Source organism: Pantoea sp. SGAir0418 (genome assembly GCF_043529865.1).
Genome location: NZ_CP027911.1, coordinates 1546183 through 1563260 on the forward strand (window position 1 = coordinate 1546183; position 17078 = coordinate 1563260).

14 protein-coding genes are annotated in these 17078 nt (G+C 46.0%); 13 read left to right on the forward strand and 1 reads right to left on the reverse strand.

Going from position 1 to position 17078, the window contains the following annotated elements:
- The first annotated feature begins 1 nt into the window (after position 1).
- Complete coding sequence (locus C1N84_RS06970; RefSeq protein WP_264442804.1) at positions 2-1225, forward strand: glycosyltransferase; 1224 nt, start codon at positions 2-4, stop codon at positions 1223-1225.
- Positions 1222-2562 carry an MOP flippase family protein gene (locus C1N84_RS06975; RefSeq protein WP_104093120.1) on the forward strand — a complete coding sequence of 447 codons (1341 nt, stop codon included), beginning with the start codon at positions 1222-1224 and terminating at the stop codon, positions 2560-2562. The genes C1N84_RS06970 and C1N84_RS06975 overlap by 4 nt, the downstream gene beginning before the upstream one ends.
- A gap of 143 nt (positions 2563-2705) precedes the next feature.
- Here C1N84_RS06975 and C1N84_RS06980 read toward each other — a convergent pair whose 3' ends face one another.
- Positions 2706-3668, reverse strand: coding sequence for an IS110 family RNA-guided transposase (locus tag C1N84_RS06980; RefSeq protein ID WP_104189859.1), 963 nt, complete (start codon positions 3666-3668; stop codon positions 2706-2708).
- A 229-nt stretch (positions 3669-3897) separates the two neighbouring features.
- Here C1N84_RS06980 and C1N84_RS06985 point away from each other — a divergent pair, with 229 nt between their 5' ends.
- The 11 genes from C1N84_RS06985 to gmd all read left to right on the forward strand — a co-directional run bounded on the left by C1N84_RS06985 (position 3898) and on the right by gmd (position 17077).
- Positions 3898-4110 (forward strand): hypothetical protein, encoded by a 213-nt coding sequence (locus tag C1N84_RS06985; RefSeq protein ID WP_264442809.1) that lies wholly within the window; start codon positions 3898-3900, stop codon positions 4108-4110.
- 90 nt (positions 4111-4200) lie between these two features.
- Entirely contained in the window at positions 4201-5097 is an 897-nt protein-coding gene (galF, locus tag C1N84_RS06990) for a UTP--glucose-1-phosphate uridylyltransferase GalF (RefSeq protein WP_021509335.1), read from the forward strand.
- A 45-nt stretch (positions 5098-5142) separates the two neighbouring features.
- Positions 5143-6156, forward strand: a complete 1014-nt coding sequence (galE, locus tag C1N84_RS06995) for a UDP-glucose 4-epimerase GalE (protein WP_058757297.1) — start codon at positions 5143-5145, stop codon at positions 6154-6156.
- Positions 6157-6675: 519 nt separating this feature from the next.
- Positions 6676-8091 (forward strand): mannose-1-phosphate guanylyltransferase/mannose-6-phosphate isomerase, encoded by a 1416-nt coding sequence (locus C1N84_RS07000; protein ID WP_058757298.1) that lies wholly within the window; start codon positions 6676-6678, stop codon positions 8089-8091.
- A gap of 14 nt (positions 8092-8105) precedes the next feature.
- Positions 8106-9485, forward strand: coding sequence for a phosphomannomutase CpsG (gene cpsG, locus C1N84_RS07005; RefSeq protein WP_264442817.1), 1380 nt, complete (start codon positions 8106-8108; stop codon positions 9483-9485).
- Positions 9485-10279, forward strand: a complete 795-nt coding sequence (locus tag C1N84_RS07010) for an ABC transporter permease (RefSeq protein ID WP_264442820.1) — start codon at positions 9485-9487, stop codon at positions 10277-10279. The genes cpsG and C1N84_RS07010 overlap by 1 nt, the downstream gene beginning before the upstream one ends.
- Positions 10279-11478, forward strand: a complete 1200-nt coding sequence (locus tag C1N84_RS07015; RefSeq protein WP_264442822.1) for an ABC transporter ATP-binding protein — start codon at positions 10279-10281, stop codon at positions 11476-11478. The genes C1N84_RS07010 and C1N84_RS07015 overlap by 1 nt, the downstream gene beginning before the upstream one ends.
- Positions 11479-11485: 7 nt before the next feature.
- A complete protein-coding gene (locus C1N84_RS07020; protein WP_264442825.1) occupies positions 11486-12355 on the forward strand; it encodes a class I SAM-dependent methyltransferase in 870 nt (289 codons plus the stop codon).
- Entirely contained in the window at positions 12355-12765 is a 411-nt protein-coding gene (locus C1N84_RS07025) for a hypothetical protein (protein WP_394541819.1), read from the forward strand. Before C1N84_RS07020 ends, C1N84_RS07025 begins: the two co-directional genes overlap by 1 nt.
- 98 nt (positions 12766-12863) lie before the next feature.
- Positions 12864-16046: a glycosyltransferase gene (locus C1N84_RS07030; protein ID WP_264442827.1), complete on the forward strand. Its 3183-nt coding sequence runs from the start codon at positions 12864-12866 to the stop codon at positions 16044-16046.
- Complete coding sequence (gmd, locus tag C1N84_RS07035) at positions 16043-17077, forward strand: GDP-mannose 4,6-dehydratase (RefSeq protein WP_264442829.1); 1035 nt, start codon at positions 16043-16045, stop codon at positions 17075-17077. Before C1N84_RS07030 ends, gmd begins: the two co-directional genes overlap by 4 nt.
- Position 17078 lies beyond the last annotated feature (1 nt).

Sequence of the window (17078 nt, forward strand, 5' to 3'; positions counted from 1 at the left end):
GATGAAGCTAACCTTTTTCACCATGCGTTTTCCGGTTGCCTCTGAGACGTTTGTCCTCAATCAGGTGACGCATTTCATCGATGCCGGCTATGACGTCGAGGTCATCTCGGTGTTTCCGGGCGACATGATCAACCGTCATGCCGCGTTCGATGAGTACAATCTGGCGGCGAAAACCCACTATCTGCTGCCGGAAGAGAAGGTATCAAACCTCGACAAACTGACCCAGCGCATCGGACTGATGCTGCCGAAAATCGCCAAGCCGGCGCTGCTGAAGTCGCTTAACGTTGGCCGCTACGGTGCGCAGGCGAAAAAGCTGCTGTTGCCAGCCATTGTCGCTAATGCCCGGCAGACCTTTACCGCCGATGTGTTCCTGGTGCACTTCGGCTATGCCGGTGCGCTGGCGAATAAACTGCGCGAGCTGGGGGTACTGAAGGGCAAGCAGGCGACGGTGTTCCACGGCGCTGATATCTCGCGTCGCCACATTCTTGAAGAGCACAAACAGGATTACATCAACCTGTTCAGACAGAGCGAACTGATGCTGCCGATCAGCCATCTATGGGAGAACAAGCTGATTGAGATGGGCTGTCCGCGCGAGAAAGTGCACGTCACGCGCATGGGCATCGAGCCGGAGAAGTTTAACTTCCAGCCACGCGACGCGTTCCACAAACCGCTGCGCATCGTTTCGGTGGCGCGCCTGACCGAGAAAAAAGGGCTGGACGTGGCGGTCAAAGCCAGTGAAATCCTGCGCGATAACGGCGGTCAGTTCCAGTTCACCATCATTGGTAACGGCGAGCAGGACGGCATGATGCGCGAGCACATCGCGCGTGCCGGCCTGGAAGATATGGTGACCATGCCGGGCTTCAAGCCGCAGGAGGAGATTCGTCAGGCGCTGAGCGAGGCCGATATCTTCCTGCTGCCGTCGAAAACCGCCGCCGATGGCGATATGGAAGGCATTCCGGTGGCGCTGATGGAAGCGATGGCGGTCGGCCTGCCGGTGGTGTCCACCTACCACAGCGGCATCCCGGAGCTGATTCAGAATAACGTCAGCGGCTGGCTGGTGTCGGAAAATGATGCCGATGAGCTGGCGGACACGCTGCTGCGCCTGTCGCGCGGCGACGTTGACGTTGCACCGGTGGTGGCCGCAGCGCGCCATAAAGTGGAAACCGAGTTCAATCAGCACATCGCTTACGGCGAGCTGGCGAAAATTCTGGAGCGCATGGTGTGAGTGGATTAAAAAAACAGGCGGTGTGGCTGTTTGGCAGCACCTGCTTTGCCGCGCTGCTGCAGGTGCTGCAGCTGGCGGTGCTGGCGCGCAAGCTGGAAGCGCACGAGCTGGGTTTGCTGGCGATCATCAACGCCATTCTGGCGGTGGCTACCGTGCTGCAGGACATGGGCATGAGCAGCTACATCGTGCATCGTCAGGAGATTACACGTCGTGAGCAGAGCACCATTTACTGGGTTAACGTCTCGCTGAGCTTCTGTACCGGTCTGATCATGCTGGCCATCGCCTGGCCGGTGGCGTGGTTCTACCATCTGCCGGAGCTGACGGCGCTGATTATGCTGACCAGCCTCAACTTCCTCGTGCTCGGTCACCTGTCGCAGTATCAGGCGCACTATGTCAAAACCAAACGCATGGTGACGCTGGCGAAGATTGAGATGGGCACCAAGCTGTTTGCCTTCCTGTGTACGGTGGCGATGCTCTATTTCACCTCGCTGACGGTAGCGGCAGCGATTCTCGGGCTGTTCATCAACGCCTTCACGCGCATTCTCTGCATGATCTACTTTGGCGAGAAGTCGTGGCGGCCAACGTGGGAGTTCGACGGCAAAACCTTTGTCAGTGCGGTGCGTTACGGTATCTATCAGCTGGGTTCACAGACCATTAACCAGCTGCGTACTCAGGCCGATGCGCTGATCGTCGGTAAAGTGATGGGTGCCGAGATGCTGGGGGTTTACTCACTGGCGAAAGAGCTGATTCTGCAGCCGCTGAAACTGGTGTCGCCGGTGATTAACCGCCTGGCGCTGCCGCGCTTCGCCGAGAAGCAGCACGATCCCGAGCAGCTGAAAAAACTGTTCCTCAAGGGCACCTTCGTCATCATGCTGTTCAGCAGTGCTATGTACCTGGCGATTGGTATTCTCTCTCCGGTGATTGTGCGTGTGCTGTATGGCGCCTCGCACGAGCAGGTGTATCACCTGATCCCACTGATGCTGCTGTTCGGTATGCTGCGCCCGATGGGCGGCCTGACCGGCGCGATCTCCCAGGCGAACGGACGCACCAACGTCGAGTTCTACTGGAATATCGTCGCCAGCCTGGTGGTGGTGGTGGTGCTGGCCACTACGTGGATCTGGCCGAACGTGATTTACGTGGCGCTGACGCTGTCGATTTCCCAGGTGCTGATCTCCGCCTTCGCGCATCCGTTCTTCATCAAACCGGTGATTGGCATCCGCTTTATGCCGTATGCGCGCCAGTGGGTGTCGGTGTCGGTGGTGTTTGTCGGCCTGATGCTGCTGGTGAATCATTTCAACCTGTTCGTGATGCCCGAGTGGTTTGAGGGCTGGCTGTAAGCGGTGATGACGGGGGCGGTCGTCGGCAACGGCGACCGCCCGGCATCATCAGATGTGATCGGTGACTGACGTGCAGCTGTCGGTGCGCATCAATGCGCACCCTACAAAAACCTGCAGTGATCCCGTAGATACCGTCTTGCCGGTTACCTGGCAAGACATATTTCGGCATCGAACGGACGACCCGATTTCAGCACGCCATAAGCCAGCTGCAGCAGCTTCTTCATCGCCGCGCACACCACGACTTTTCCCGTTTTCTTACCCGCATCCAGCCGTTTCTTCAGCGCACTCACCGCCGGATTCCACTTCATCGCCACTATCGCAGGCATGTACAGGGCCTTGCGCATCGCGCTGTTGCCCATCTTCGATATCCTGCTTTTGCCCTTCCACTCACCGGACTCCTGCCGCATCGGATTCAGACCCACCCACGCCACAAGCGCCTTGCTGCTGCTGAACCTCGACATGTCCCCCAGATACGCCAGCATCGTGCTGCTCAGCACGCCCGCGATGCCCGGGATGGACTCCAGCAGTTCCCTGTTCTTTTTAAGGCCCGGATCATTGTCGATATGGTCGTTTATTGCCCGCTTCGTTTCGTCTATCTGCGCATCCAGCGCCGCAATGACCACGCGGATTGAGGGCTGCACCACCGCATCCGAGACCTCCAGCCGGTTCTCTTCCATCTGCCGCATTTCCTGAAGATTCGTCAGGCGCTTCACCAGCGCCTTCAGCCTGCGTTCATTCAGCGGCGCCGGCTGCCACAGCGACGGGCCGTGCAGTTTACAGTAGCGCGCTATCATGCGCGCATCGTCTTTATCCGTCTTGTTACGGCTCAGCTCCGCCTGTCCGAAGCGCCTGATGCGCGCGGGATTTTCCACGCTGACATCATAGCCTTCGTCGTGCAGGAAGGTGGCCAGCGGCTCACTGTACGCGCCGGTAGCCTCCATGCAGATATGGCAGCAGCCGAACGGCTCCAGCCATTTTTTCAGGGCGATAAAGCCCTTAGGGGTGTTGGGAAAGACTTTGGTTTTGTAAGACGTGTCGCCTTTCCAGACGGCCACATCAAACTTTCCGGAGGCAATATCAATGCCGACAGGCATACGGGTTTGCATAGATTCTCCTTAACAGCACAGGGAAACCGCCATGACCATCCTTATGGATGCGTGCTCGGGGCACAGGATACCGTCCGGTCTTGAAGGCGGGAGTTAAGTTGCCGGGGATGAATCTACGAAGCAGGCTTTATGCCCAGGGGGCGCCCCCATCTCACCAGCAACTTCCCGATGATCAGTCGGGGATCATCATACCCGGAGGAGAATGATCGGGATATAAGGGGCGCCATTCATGGCGACCTTTCAAAAATACGCTTCCATCTTCGCCCCAATGATGTTTCCGCAACGCCGGTCTGAACGCTCAACAATCACTGGCCTCACCGGTCATTGCTCAGCACTCTGCCTTCCACTGTTTTTCAGCCATTTAGCCGCTTTTTTTTCCCGCCTCATCGCTGACTGGCAGATGGACTTTTTGACGATTTTTTATGTGTTGACAGAGAGTTAGTGCCGGTTTTTCAGATAAAGATTATACTTGCTCAACCGGCCGATCCTGCATAATCGACCCCACGTATTCACTTCATGAAATGGAATAAATATGACCAAGCTTAAAGCAGTAATCCCGGTTGCGGGTCTCGGTATGCATATGCTCCCTGCGACTAAAGCCATTCCGAAAGAGATGCTGCCTATCGTCGATAAACCAATGATTCAGTACATTGTCGACGAGTGCGTGGCGGCGGGCATCAAGGAGATTGTGCTGGTCACCCATGCTTCCAAAAATGCAGTGGAAAACCACTTCGATACCACCTACGAGCTGGAAGCGCTGCTTGAAGCGCGCGTTAAACGCCAGCTGCTGAGCGAAGTGCAGTCAATCTGTCCGCCGGGCGTGACTATCATGAACGTGCGTCAGGCGAACCCGCTGGGTCTTGGCCACTCAGTACTGTGTGCCCGTCCGATGATTGGCGACAACCCATTTGTGGTGGTACTGCCAGACGTGCTGCTGGATGACTCCACCGCTGACCACCTGCGCTACAACCTTGCCGCGATGGTGGCACGCTTCGAAGAGACCGGCCGCAGCCAGGTTCTGGCGAAACACATGCCGGGCGAAGACCTGTCTGAATATGGCGTGCTGACCACCGAGCAGCCGCTGGATAACCCGGGCGATATCAGCACCATCACCAACTTCGTGGAAAAACCTGAGCATCCGTCCGAGCTGAACTCAGACCTGACCGCCGTGGGCCGTTACGTGCTTTCTGCGGATATCTGGGGTGAACTTGAGCGCACGGAGCCAGGCGCCTGGGGCCGTATCCAGCTGACCGATGCCATCGCCTCTCTGAGCCAGAAAAAACCGGTTGATGCTCAGCTGCTGACCGGCACCAGCTTCGACTGCGGCCGTAAACTCGGCTACATGCAGGCCTTCGTCTCTTACGGTCTGCGCAACAACACCCAGGGCCGCGATTTCCGCGAAGCAATCCAAAAAATTCTGGCAAAATAATCTCTTTCCCCGCCGCGCAGGTTGCGCGGTTTTAAAGGAGTACACATGGCTATTTTGGTAACGGGCGGAGCAGGGTACATCGGCTCCCATACGGTGCTGGCGCTGTTAGAGCGCGGCGACGACGTTGTAGTCCTGGATAACCTTTGCAATGCCTCGCGCGAAGCAATCAATCGCGTTGAGAAGCTGGCCGGTAAGAAAGCGGTCTTCGTTGAAGGCGACATCCGCGACCGCGCCTGCCTGCGCGATCTGTTTGCCAGCAATGACATCTCAGCCGTCATCCACTTCGCCGCGCTGAAAGCGGTGGGCGAATCCACGCGCATGCCGCTGGAATATTACGAGAACAATGTCGCCGGGACCGTGGTGCTGCTGGAAGAGATGCGCGCCGCCGGCGTGTGGAACTTCATCTTCAGCTCATCCGCCACCGTATATGGCGCTGACGCACCGGTTCCGTACGTCGAAACGACGCCGATTGGTGGCACCACCAGTCCGTACGGCACCTCCAAGCTGATGATTGAGTTCGTGATGCGCGACTTCGCCAAAGCCGAGCCGAACTTCAAAGCCATCGCGCTGCGCTACTTCAACCCGGTCGGCGCGCACGAATCCGGTGAGATTGGCGAAGACCCAACCGGTATTCCGAACAACCTGCTGCCGTACATTGCGCAGGTGGCGATTGGGCGTCTGGACAAGCTAGGCGTGTTTGGCGATGACTACGCGACGCCAGATGGCACCTGCCAGCGCGACTACATTCACGTCGTCGACCTGGCGGAAGGGCACCTGAAAGCGCTGGATCACCTGCCAAAAGTTGAAGGCTACAAAGCTTACAACCTCGGCGGCGGCAAAGGCTTCTCGGTGCTTGAGATGATCAAGGCGTTTGAGCAGGCGTCCGGTAAACAGATTCCGTTCGAGTTCAAACCGCGCCGCGACGGCGATCTGCCCGCGTTCTGGGCGGATGCCAGCCTGGCCAACAAAGAGCTCGACTGGCGCGTCACGCGCGGTATTGATGCGATGATGCGCGATACGTGGAACTGGCAGTCGAAGAACCCGAATGGCTTTAAGTGATTAAGCAGGTAATGAGTAAAAACCCGGCATATGCCGGGTTTTTTTATGGGCAAATAATTTACTTTGGTGTTTTTTTGTTCAGGCATTCATTTGCGGGATGCAGAAAAATCCTAATCAGCGCCAGACCAATGCATCAAGTTCACAACTCATCATATTGATTTAGTGAAACCCCGCTGCAGCCTTTCATTCTGCGAATCGCCAGCTATATTCTTTCCGACTCAGTAGCTTGCAGTTAACCGCAACGATGAAAAGAAATTAAGATTCGCCGCGCCGGCATCAGACAATAACCATGTTAATTCGGCAGCACAAAATGTATTATTTGCGATGGTCTCAGACAAAGCGGTTGATGCTGCAATATTGACCATAATTAGCCGAGACGGAAAGCACAGGATTGACTTGTTACACAGCATATTGGTTGCTGCAAGCCAAGGGCGGTAGCGTGGCTATTTTTTGTTTTGCTGAAAAATTGTCCCGCTGAAAATGATAGAGCAGTCTAAAAGACACATTAGAGGTTGTGGAATGTTACTTCCCGTAATCATGGCCGGAGGAACCGGCAGTCGTTTGTGGCCCCTTTCACGTGAATTGTATCCAAAACAGTTCATCAGCTTGCACGGACAGCACTCGATGCTGCAGGAGACTGTCAACCGCCTGACCGGTGTCGAAGCGCGAGCTCCGCTGGTCATCTGCAACGAAGAGCACCGTTTCCTCGTCGCTGAACAGCTTCGTCAGATCAACAAACTTTCCCATAACATCATCCTTGAACCGGTTGGTCGCAACACGGCGCCGGCGATTGCTCTGGCAGCGATTAACGCGATTGAGCAAGGCGATGATCCGGTACTGTTAGTGTTAGCCGCCGACCATGTCATTGAGAACCGCGCGGCATTCCACCAGGCCATCACCACCGCAACGAAATATGCCAAGCAGGGGCATCTGGTCACCTTCGGCATCGTGCCCACCGGACCTGAAACCGGTTACGGCTATATTCATCGCGGTGAGCAGCTGGCGGGTGATGAACATGCGCCGTTTAGCGTGCAGCGTTTTGTGGAAAAGCCTAACCTGAAAACGGCTCAGGATTATCTGGCTTCCGGTGAATATTACTGGAACAGCGGGATGTTTATGTTCCGCGCCAAACGTTATCTGCAGGAACTGGAAAAATTCCGTCCTGATATTCTGGATGCCTGCCGCCGTGCCATGGCGAATGTGGCAGAAGGTAACGACTTCATCAGCATTGATAAAGACGATTTCATTGCCTGCCCGGATGAGTCCGTTGATTATGCCGTGATGGAGCAAACGGACGCTGCCGTCGTGGTGCCGCTGGATGCAGGCTGGAGCGATGTCGGATCCTGGTCCGCGCTGTGGGAAGTGAATGAAAAAGATGCAGCCGGTAACTCGCTGAAAGGCGATACCTTCCTGCATAACACTAAAAATTGCTACATCAACAGCGAAGATCAGTTAGTGGCAGCTATCGGCGTGGAAAATCTGGTGATTGTTAACACCAAAGATGCCGTGCTGGTGGCGCGCAAAGATCAGGTTCAGGACGTCAAACGCGTGGTGGAGTTCCTGAAGAGCGAATGCCGTACGGAATATCGTCGTCATCGTGAAACTTACTGGCCATGGGGACGCTGCGATCTGGTGGTAAATACCGGCCGTTTTAATGTAAATCGTATCACCGTTAAACCGGGTGAACGTTTCGAATTACAGATGCATTATCACCGAACTGAACACTGGGTGATCTTATCCGGCACTGCCAAAGTGACTATTCAGGATAAAACCTTATTGCTGACGGAAAACCAATCGACCTTTATTCCTATTGGCCATCAGCACACTCTTGAAAATCCAGGCAAGATTCCCTTAGAGTTGCTGGAAATTCAGTCAGGCTCCTATCTGGGTGATGACGACTTAATTCTGATTAAAGAACAATTTGCAAGTAAGTAAGGACAGACAAGATCATGGCAGCATTGACCTGTTTTAAAGCTTATGACATTCGCGGTGAGCTTGGCGCGGAATTAAATGAAGAAATTGCATATCGTATTGGTCGCGCTTATGGCGAATTTTTAAAGCCGGAAACGATTGTCGTGGGCGGCGATGTCCGCCTGACCAGCGAAAGCCTGAAAATGGCCCTGGCCAATGGTTTAATGGATGCGGGTACCAATGTACTTGATATCGGCTTAAGCGGCACGGAAGAGATTTATTTCGCCACCTTCCATTTAGGCATTGATGGTGGCATCGAAGTGACGGCAAGCCATAATCCGATGAACTATAACGGCATGAAGCTGGTGCGTGAAGGTTCCCGTCCTATCAGTGGCGATACAGGCTTACGTGATGTTCAGCGTCTGGCTGAAGCTAACGATTTTGCGCCGGTAGATGCAGCTAAGCGTGGCAGCTATAAACAGATCTCGGTATTGGATGCCTATGTCAATCACCTGATGGGTTACATTGATCTGGCAAATTTCACCAAACCCATGACGCTGGTCATCAACTCGGGTAATGGCGCTGCCGGTCATGTTATCGATGAGATCGAAAAGCGCTTTCAGCTGGCGAATGCACCGGTCACCTTCGTTAAAGTTCATCATGAAGCGAATGGCAACTTCCCGAACGGTATTCCTAATCCCTTACTGCCAGAATGCCGGAAAGATACCTCCAATGCGGTGAAAGCGAACAAAGCCGACATGGGCATCGCATTTGATGGCGACTTTGATCGCTGCTTCCTGTTTGACGAGAACGCAGAGTTCATCGAAGGTTATTACATTGTTGGCCTGCTGGCAGAAGCGTTCCTCAAGAAAGAGCCTGGCGCGAAGATCATTCACGATCCCCGTTTGACCTGGAACACCATCGACGTCGTAACCAAAGCGGGTGGCATACCTGTTATGTCTAAAACAGGTCATGCGTTTATTAAAGAGCGCATGCGTGAAGAAGATGCGGTGTACGGCGGCGAAATGAGCGCACACCATTACTTCCGTGATTTTGCCTATTGCGATAGCGGAATGATTCCGTGGTTATTATCGGCTGAACTGCTAGCTGTAAAGGGAATTAAATTATCGGACATGATAAAAGAAAGATTGACCAAATACCCTTGTAGCGGTGAAATTAATTTCAACATTGAAAACAAGAACGCAGCGATAGCCGCAATAAAAGATTCATTTTCTGCGAAATGTCTTGAAATTAATCATACCGATGGCCTTAGCATAGATCATGAACATTGGCGAATTAACGTTAGAACTTCTAATACAGAACCATTACTACGTGTAAATATAGAAGGGAAATCAAATCCCGGAATGGTTGAAGAAAAACTTACGGAAGTAAAAGAAATCATCAGAGGCTTGATTTAATGCTCAAAACATTAATAGCTGCTTCAGCTTATAAAGATTTTATAATTAACAGTATCAAAAGAGAGTTTAAGAGCAGATATCATACCAGCTTATTGGGGGCTGCATGGCTCGTACTTCAGCCCCTTGCAATGATTGTTGTATACACTGTCATTTTTTCGGAAGTTATGAAAGCGAGGATGCCGGATAGCACTATTCCTTTTGCATATAGTATATATCTGTGTGCAGGCTTGCTAACGTGGGGCTTTTTCTCAGAGCTTCTGAGTAGATTAATAAATATTTTTGTAGATAGTGGGAATTATTTAAAAAAAATAAACTTTCCGAGAATATGCCTGCCTATTATTTCTATTGGAGTATCGTTTGTTAATTTCCTTATAATATTTTCATTGTATGTTGTTTTTTTGATAGTAACAGGAAATTTTCCTGGGGTAGTCTTCCTTTGCATCATACCATTACTAATAATACAGGTTTTATTCGCTACAGGTCTGGGTATTACATTAGGGGTGATGAATGTATTTTTTAGAGATGTTGGCCAGTTTATGACTATACTTTTGCAATTCTGGTTCTGGTTCACACCTGTAATATATTTAATAAATATCATTCCAGAATGGGCTCGCAGTTGGTTAATGTGGAATCCAATGACTGCAGTGATCATGGGTTACCAAAGAGTATTTGTGTATCACCAGGCACCTATTTGGTCTGATTTAACATTAGTAATGACATTAACTATTATATTCAATGTGATTGCATATCGTTTATATCGCAAACACTCCGGCGAAATGGTAGACGAACTATAATGAATATTATCTCAGTTAGTGATGTATCTAAAACTTATAAAAATTACGCAAAGAGAAATCATAGGATTATTGAATGGCTGACGTTCGGAAATAAGATATGCCACAGTAACATTGAAATATTGAGAGATATAAGTTTCGATATTGGCTCTGGTGAATCTGTCGGTATTATTGGAATGAACGGTGCTGGTAAGAGTACCCTATTGAAGATAATTACCGGTACCACTACAGCTTCATCAGGCTATGTTAAAGTGCAAGGACGCGTTGCTGCACTTTTAGAGTTAGGCATGGGGTTTCATCCGGATTTCTCCGGGCGTGATAATGCTTATATGTCGGGTCAATTAATGGGACTTTCTTCGCAGCAAATTACAGAATTAATGCCACAGATAGAGTCGTTTGCTGAAATAGGCAACTATATCGATCAACCTGTGCGGACTTATTCAAGCGGTATGCAAATTCGGCTTGCATTTTCTGTAGCAACAGCAACCCGTCCGGAACTACTGATTGTAGACGAAGCTCTCTCTGTAGGCGATGCTTATTTTCAGGCTAAGTGCTTCAATAGAATCCGGGAATTTAAATCTCAGGGAACTACATTATTGCTTGTATCACACGATCAGGCTGCAATTGCCAATATTTGTTCCAGGGCTATCTTGTTGGAAAAAGGAAAGATTATAGCAGATGGATTACCTACAGATATTATGAATCTGTATAACGCCAAATTATCAAAAACATCTGAAAAAAATGAGGTTTCCGCAGCTGGTGGTCAATCAGAATCGGGTAATAAAAAAGCCATGATTAAGGCTTTTTACCTTGAAAATAGCATTGGTGAAAAAACTGACATAGCAACCTCTGGTGAAAATATATATTTAGTCTTTGAAGTTTTTAATGGCAGCGTTACTAATGGCTTGACACTTGGTTTTCATATCAGAGACAGGCTAGGAAATATTATATTTGGTACTAACACACTTGCGCATAAAATAGAAATGAATAAGTTAGGGGAAAAGTTAATCAAGTTCAATTTGAATATGAATATAGGTGTTGGAGAATATAGTGTTTCAGCAGCGTTGCACAAAGATCGTGACCATTATGAAGAATGTTTTCACTGGAAAGATGGTTTAGGGAAATTTCAAGTCATCGCACCAGGAAAAATTTTCGTTGGAAGCGCATGGCTTGAAAATAAATGTGTAGTTATCGAATCCTAAGGTTATTATGATCAATTTCATTCATGAATTAAAATCCAGATATCAAAACATTGTAAACTCGTTAAACCTACTGAACGAAAAGGTTAATCAACTGGATGCAAAATTACAAACCATAGTAATGGATAAAAACTCAAACACTCAACCTAATCCTGTGACTGAGACAAGTGATGAAAATATAAATATTATAAAAGATGATATAATTGAGCGAGTGATAAGCAATAGTAATAATATTTTAGCCAGAGTTGATGATGTACGCAATCGTATGGAATTCATACGTGAAGAAATGATGTTTGAAATGCGATTGAAAACTGACACTTTGACGGATAAGAAAGATTTTAATAAAATTGATAAAAGAACAATATCTGATGATAAATTCTTGAAGCTTGGTATTCGTAAGATAAACTTGGGATGCGGGCATGTACAGCCAGAAGGATATATAAATGTTGATGCGCGTGAGCTTCCCGGTGTTGATGTAGTTACTAGTGCGGATGATCTCTTATTTGATGACAACATTTTGGAAGAAATTTATGCTGCGCATTTGATAGAACATTTCACTGAATTAGAATTGAAAAGAAAAATTTTCCCACATTGGCTTAAAAAAATTAGGCCTGGCGGAAAGTTGCGATTAGTTACACCTGATGCCGATAGTATGATTAGAGATTATATTGCAGGGGAAATGACTTTTGAAGCGCTTCGTAAAGTCACTTACGGGGCTCAAGACTATGAAGGCGATTTTCATTACACAATGTTTTCAGTAAATTCATTGAAAGAATTACTGATAAATGCAGGATTTGAAAAAATAGAGCTTATCGAAGATAACAGACGAAACGGACTTTGTCGGGAAATGGAACTTGTTGCAGTAAAATCGGAGGTTTAATGAAGGCATTCTCTGAAATCGATAATGACATAATGTCAATCATTGATGAGTGTCGTATCGAAAGAAAAAAAGAAGAGCGTAAGGGCGCGAATTTACTGCCAAAAGATTTGCGCTTTTTGTTCAAATCAAACGTTTTTCAAATAAATGAATTGCTTAACCTATGTCATGGTGATTACAGGCAAATCATGACAGTTCTGATAACAAAAAAAACTCCTGAGAATGTTAAATGTTATGATTTAATAAATAAGTTCAGAAACCGACCGTTTATTTTCATAACGTTATTATCCTGCCATCCCGCTTCTCAGGTAAGAGTTAAGGGGGGCTTTAAATATGCAGCCGTGAAAATTCTCAAGAAAAATAAAAGAGCCTTCGACCTGGCGAGAAAAATTCATCATAAGATTAGAGGGTGAAGATGTATACTCATTACAAAGGAAGGTTTATTCAAGTAATTGAGTCTTTAGATATGTATGACGCGTGCTCTAATCATGTTGTTAACATTGATGAGTACGTGAAGACTAATTATGGATTGCAGTCTGAAATTTATGTCAAACATTTCCATCCTCAGAGAGAATCAATGGTTAAATATATTGATCATCTTGATACAACTGATGATGATATTATTCTATTCCATTTTTCGGCTTTTTCTGAATATTGTGCGAATAAAGTTATTTCAAGCAAAGGTTTAAAAATACTTCATTACCATAATATCACTCCTCATTATTTTTTCTCTAAGGGCTCTTTTCTCTACAAGTTGTGTAAAAAAGGAAGGGAACAACTAGCTGAAATTTATAATAAGTTTAATTACGTGACAGGTGATAGTTTTTACAATATTCAGGAGATAACTGAGTTAGGGTTTAATCCGGGCAGGACCAAAAAATTACCTATTATTATCGATGATAGAAAGCTTGACCGAGTAAGAACTTTAAAAGAAATAAATAAAGATATAATCTTTGTTGGTAGAATATGTGAGAATAAATGTCAACACAAGCTCATCGAATTTTATAACCTATATAGAAAAAGCAACGAGGTGGGGAGATTATATATAGTCGGTAAGTTTGACACTGCATCAGACTATTATAAATTAGTTGTCAGTAAAATTAATGATTATAAATTAAATGACAGTGTAATAATAACAGGCGCTGTTTCTGAAGGCGAACTTGATGAGTTGTATAAAAATGCAGCATGTTTTATTTCTTTTAGCGAACATGAAGGATTTGGTGTGCCTTTACTGGAGGCATCACAATATCAGATTCCTGTTCTAGCCTTAAATAAAGCTGCTGTTAGCGAGACTCTTGGTGGCTCACAAGGGCTTTTTGATGATCAGATTGAATTGGAAATAAAGCTCAACAAAGTTTTAAGCGATGATGACTATAGAAAAGCAATAATCGATTTTCAAAATCAGGTTTTAAGCAATAATAATTATGAATCCTGGAAGAATTTCGCCGACTCATTTTTTACAACAATTCTTCCGAATGCTGAAAATTTCAAGAATGTTTCAGTTGTTATCTGTACCTTCAACAGGGCTGATCATTTGGCAAGATGTCTTGAATACCTTGAACGAAGTTATAGTAACAACTTTGAAGTCATTGTGGTTAACGGTCCCTCTACGGACCATACTTCTCAGGTTTTGGAGAAATGGAAAGGGAAGATAAAATTAGTAAACAACTCAGTACGCAATCTTTCTGTTTCAAGAAATTTAGGGATAAGTGCTGCCAGCGGTGATTTAGTTGCTTTCATCGATGATGACGCAATTCCTTTTTTGGACTGGTTCGAAAGAATTCAAAACTACTTCAATAGTACGCATAATTTTGTAGCTGGTGCTGGAGGTCCAACGTATTATGCTGGAACACTAGCTTTTCAGGCAGAAGACATTTTTGTAGACCATTATGGTAGTGGAATCATAAATCCTAGCCAAGATGTTGTAATGGACCCTGAATATAATCGCTCTTTATTAGGTACTAACTCAGTTTTTCGGCGAGATTATTTGATTTCTGTGGGCGGATTTAATGAAGAATACGATTATTTTTTAGATGAAACTGATGTTTGTTTCAGATTAATTAAAAATGGTTTTCTTATAAATCATTGCAAAGATGCGTACTTAAGACATGAATTCGCACAAAGCGAAAATAGAATCAATAAATATAACTATAATTGGTTTTCAATTGTTAAAAATACCGTATATTTCGCATTCACTTATGCGAATGCTCCAGAATCTTTCCTCAAAGAAGAACTTGAGAATCTTATAAAGAAAGATCGGGTCGCTTATATTCAACATGGAATGAGCACTGGAGAGATAACAAAGGAAGAATTCGAGAGATATCTTAAAAATATTTGGGATGGTTATGCTGCTGGAAGAGAGGCTGCAAAAAGATCTCCTGTCTTATTGGAAGAAAAGGAAATCGAAAAGGATTTTTTACCATTCAATCAGTTTGAAAAGTCTTTTCAAAGACTTCACATTGTTATAGTCAGTAAAGAATTTCCACCTTTCACAAAGGCGGGTGGGATAGGTACATTATACTATCATCTTGCTAGCGAGCTGTTGCTTGCAGGAAATTTTGTAACCGTAATTACTGAAAGTGAAGAAAGCAATGTGCTAGAACGGGGGCGTTTTAAACTTATTGCTCTTGAAAAAAACGGTATTCATAATAATATAATTCCGGATTCTGATCTGGCTAACTCAATACTTAATTGGTCAACAAGAGTTGCTATTGAAATTGATGCTCTCAATGAAATTGAGCCTGTATCAATTGTTGATTCTTGCCTGTGGGATTCGGAAGTCTATAGTTTTAGCTTAGTCAAAGACAAATTAAATATCCCGTTAGTAATCAGATTGGTTACTCCTCTCAAAGTTGCTAATGAGATGAACAATTGGGGTATGAATTCTTCGGATTTGAATTATTTATCGCATTTCGAAACTCAAATAGTCAATCGAGCTAATGCAGTAGTACCTATAAGCGATTCCATAAAGAATACCTTCATTAAGAAATATGATCCTGCCAATTCGGTTAATTACATAAAAATTAATGCGGGTATTGCTTACTGGCCTTCATATGAGGTATCACAAGGCTATGGTGTCCTTTCTTCTGACTCTCCTCTTTACAGTTTGAAAGAAAGAAAGGAAAGAGGTGAAAAAATATTTCTTTTCCTGGGAAGGCTAGAGCTCCGAAAAGGCATTGATATTCTCTTAGATGCTATTGAAATATATAATAATAAATTTTCATCTGAGAGCAAAGCTAGCTTTGTCATCGCTGGGAGTTCATCAATACCTATTGATGAAATACTTGCAACAAGATTCACTAATGTAAATAATATTGAATACATAGGTGAGGTCAGTAACTTTGATCGCGAAAAAGCATATGCACTATGTGATGTTGTTATTTTCCCATCAAGATATGAATCGTTTGGGTTAGTACCATTGGAGGCCTTTGTTCATGGTAAACCAGTTATAGCAAGTAATGCTGGAGCTATCCCAGAAGTCGTTATTGATGGTAATTGTGGTTTGCTTTTCAACGATGGTGATGCCTTAGATCTTTCTTCAAAAATAGAGTTATTGGAACAGGATCATGACCTATACAATAAATTAAGCGCTGGAGCAAATGAAAGAGTCCGTCATTTGTCATCTTATAATTCGGCTCAACAATCACTTGAGCTTTACCATTCTTTAAATATCAATTCAGGTAATAAAATATGAAATCAGCAGTAGTTACTGGAATCACCGGACAAGATGGCGCCTACCTTGCAGAATTACTCCTTAATAAAGGCTATACAGTTTATGGTACCTACCGGCGTACCAGCTCAGTAAATTTCTGGCGTATTGAAGAGCTAGGTATCAAGAATCACAGTAATTTGCATTTGGTTGAATACGATCTTACCGATCTTTCCGCTAGTATTCGTTTATTACAGCAAAGTGGTGCAACGGAGGTTTATAACTTAGCCGCTCAGAGCTTTGTTGGTGTCTCTTTTGAACAACCACTAACCACTGCAGAAATTACCGGTATTGGACCTGTTAATCTGCTCGAAGCAATTCGTATTGTTAACCCGAAGATCCGTTTTTATCAGGCTTCGACATCAGAGATGTTTGGAAAAGTTCAGGCTATTCCACAGAAAGAAGATACACCATTTTATCCGCGTAGCCCATATGGCGTAGCTAAGCTTTATGCCCACTGGATGACGATTAACTACCGTGAAAGCTATAACATCTTTGCCTCAAGCGGTATTTTGTTTAATCATGAATCTCCACTGCGTGGTCAGGAGTTTGTTACTCGGAAAATCACTGATTCAGTGGCAAAAATCAAACTGGGTAAGCTTGATGTACTTGAACTGGGCAACCTTGATGCGAAACGCGACTGGGGCTTTGCTAAAGAGTATGTAGAAGGAATGTGGTTGATGCTTCAGGCAGATGAACCGGATACCTTTGTACTTGCTACCAACCGAACAGAAACTGTACGTGACTTCGTGTCAATGGCATTTAAAGCTGCTGATATTGAATTACGTTTCGAAGGTAAAGACGAACAGGAAGTGGCAATTGACGTGGCAACAAATAAAGTTGTTGTAAAAGTGAATCCGAAATTCTACCGTCCAGCCGAAGTTGAATTACTGATCGGTAATCCTCAGCGTGCTAAAGATATTCTTGGATGGGAACCTAAAACTACTCTTGAAGAGTTATGTGCTATGATGGTTAAAGAAGATCTTCGCCGTAACGAACAAGGATTCTCTTTCTAAT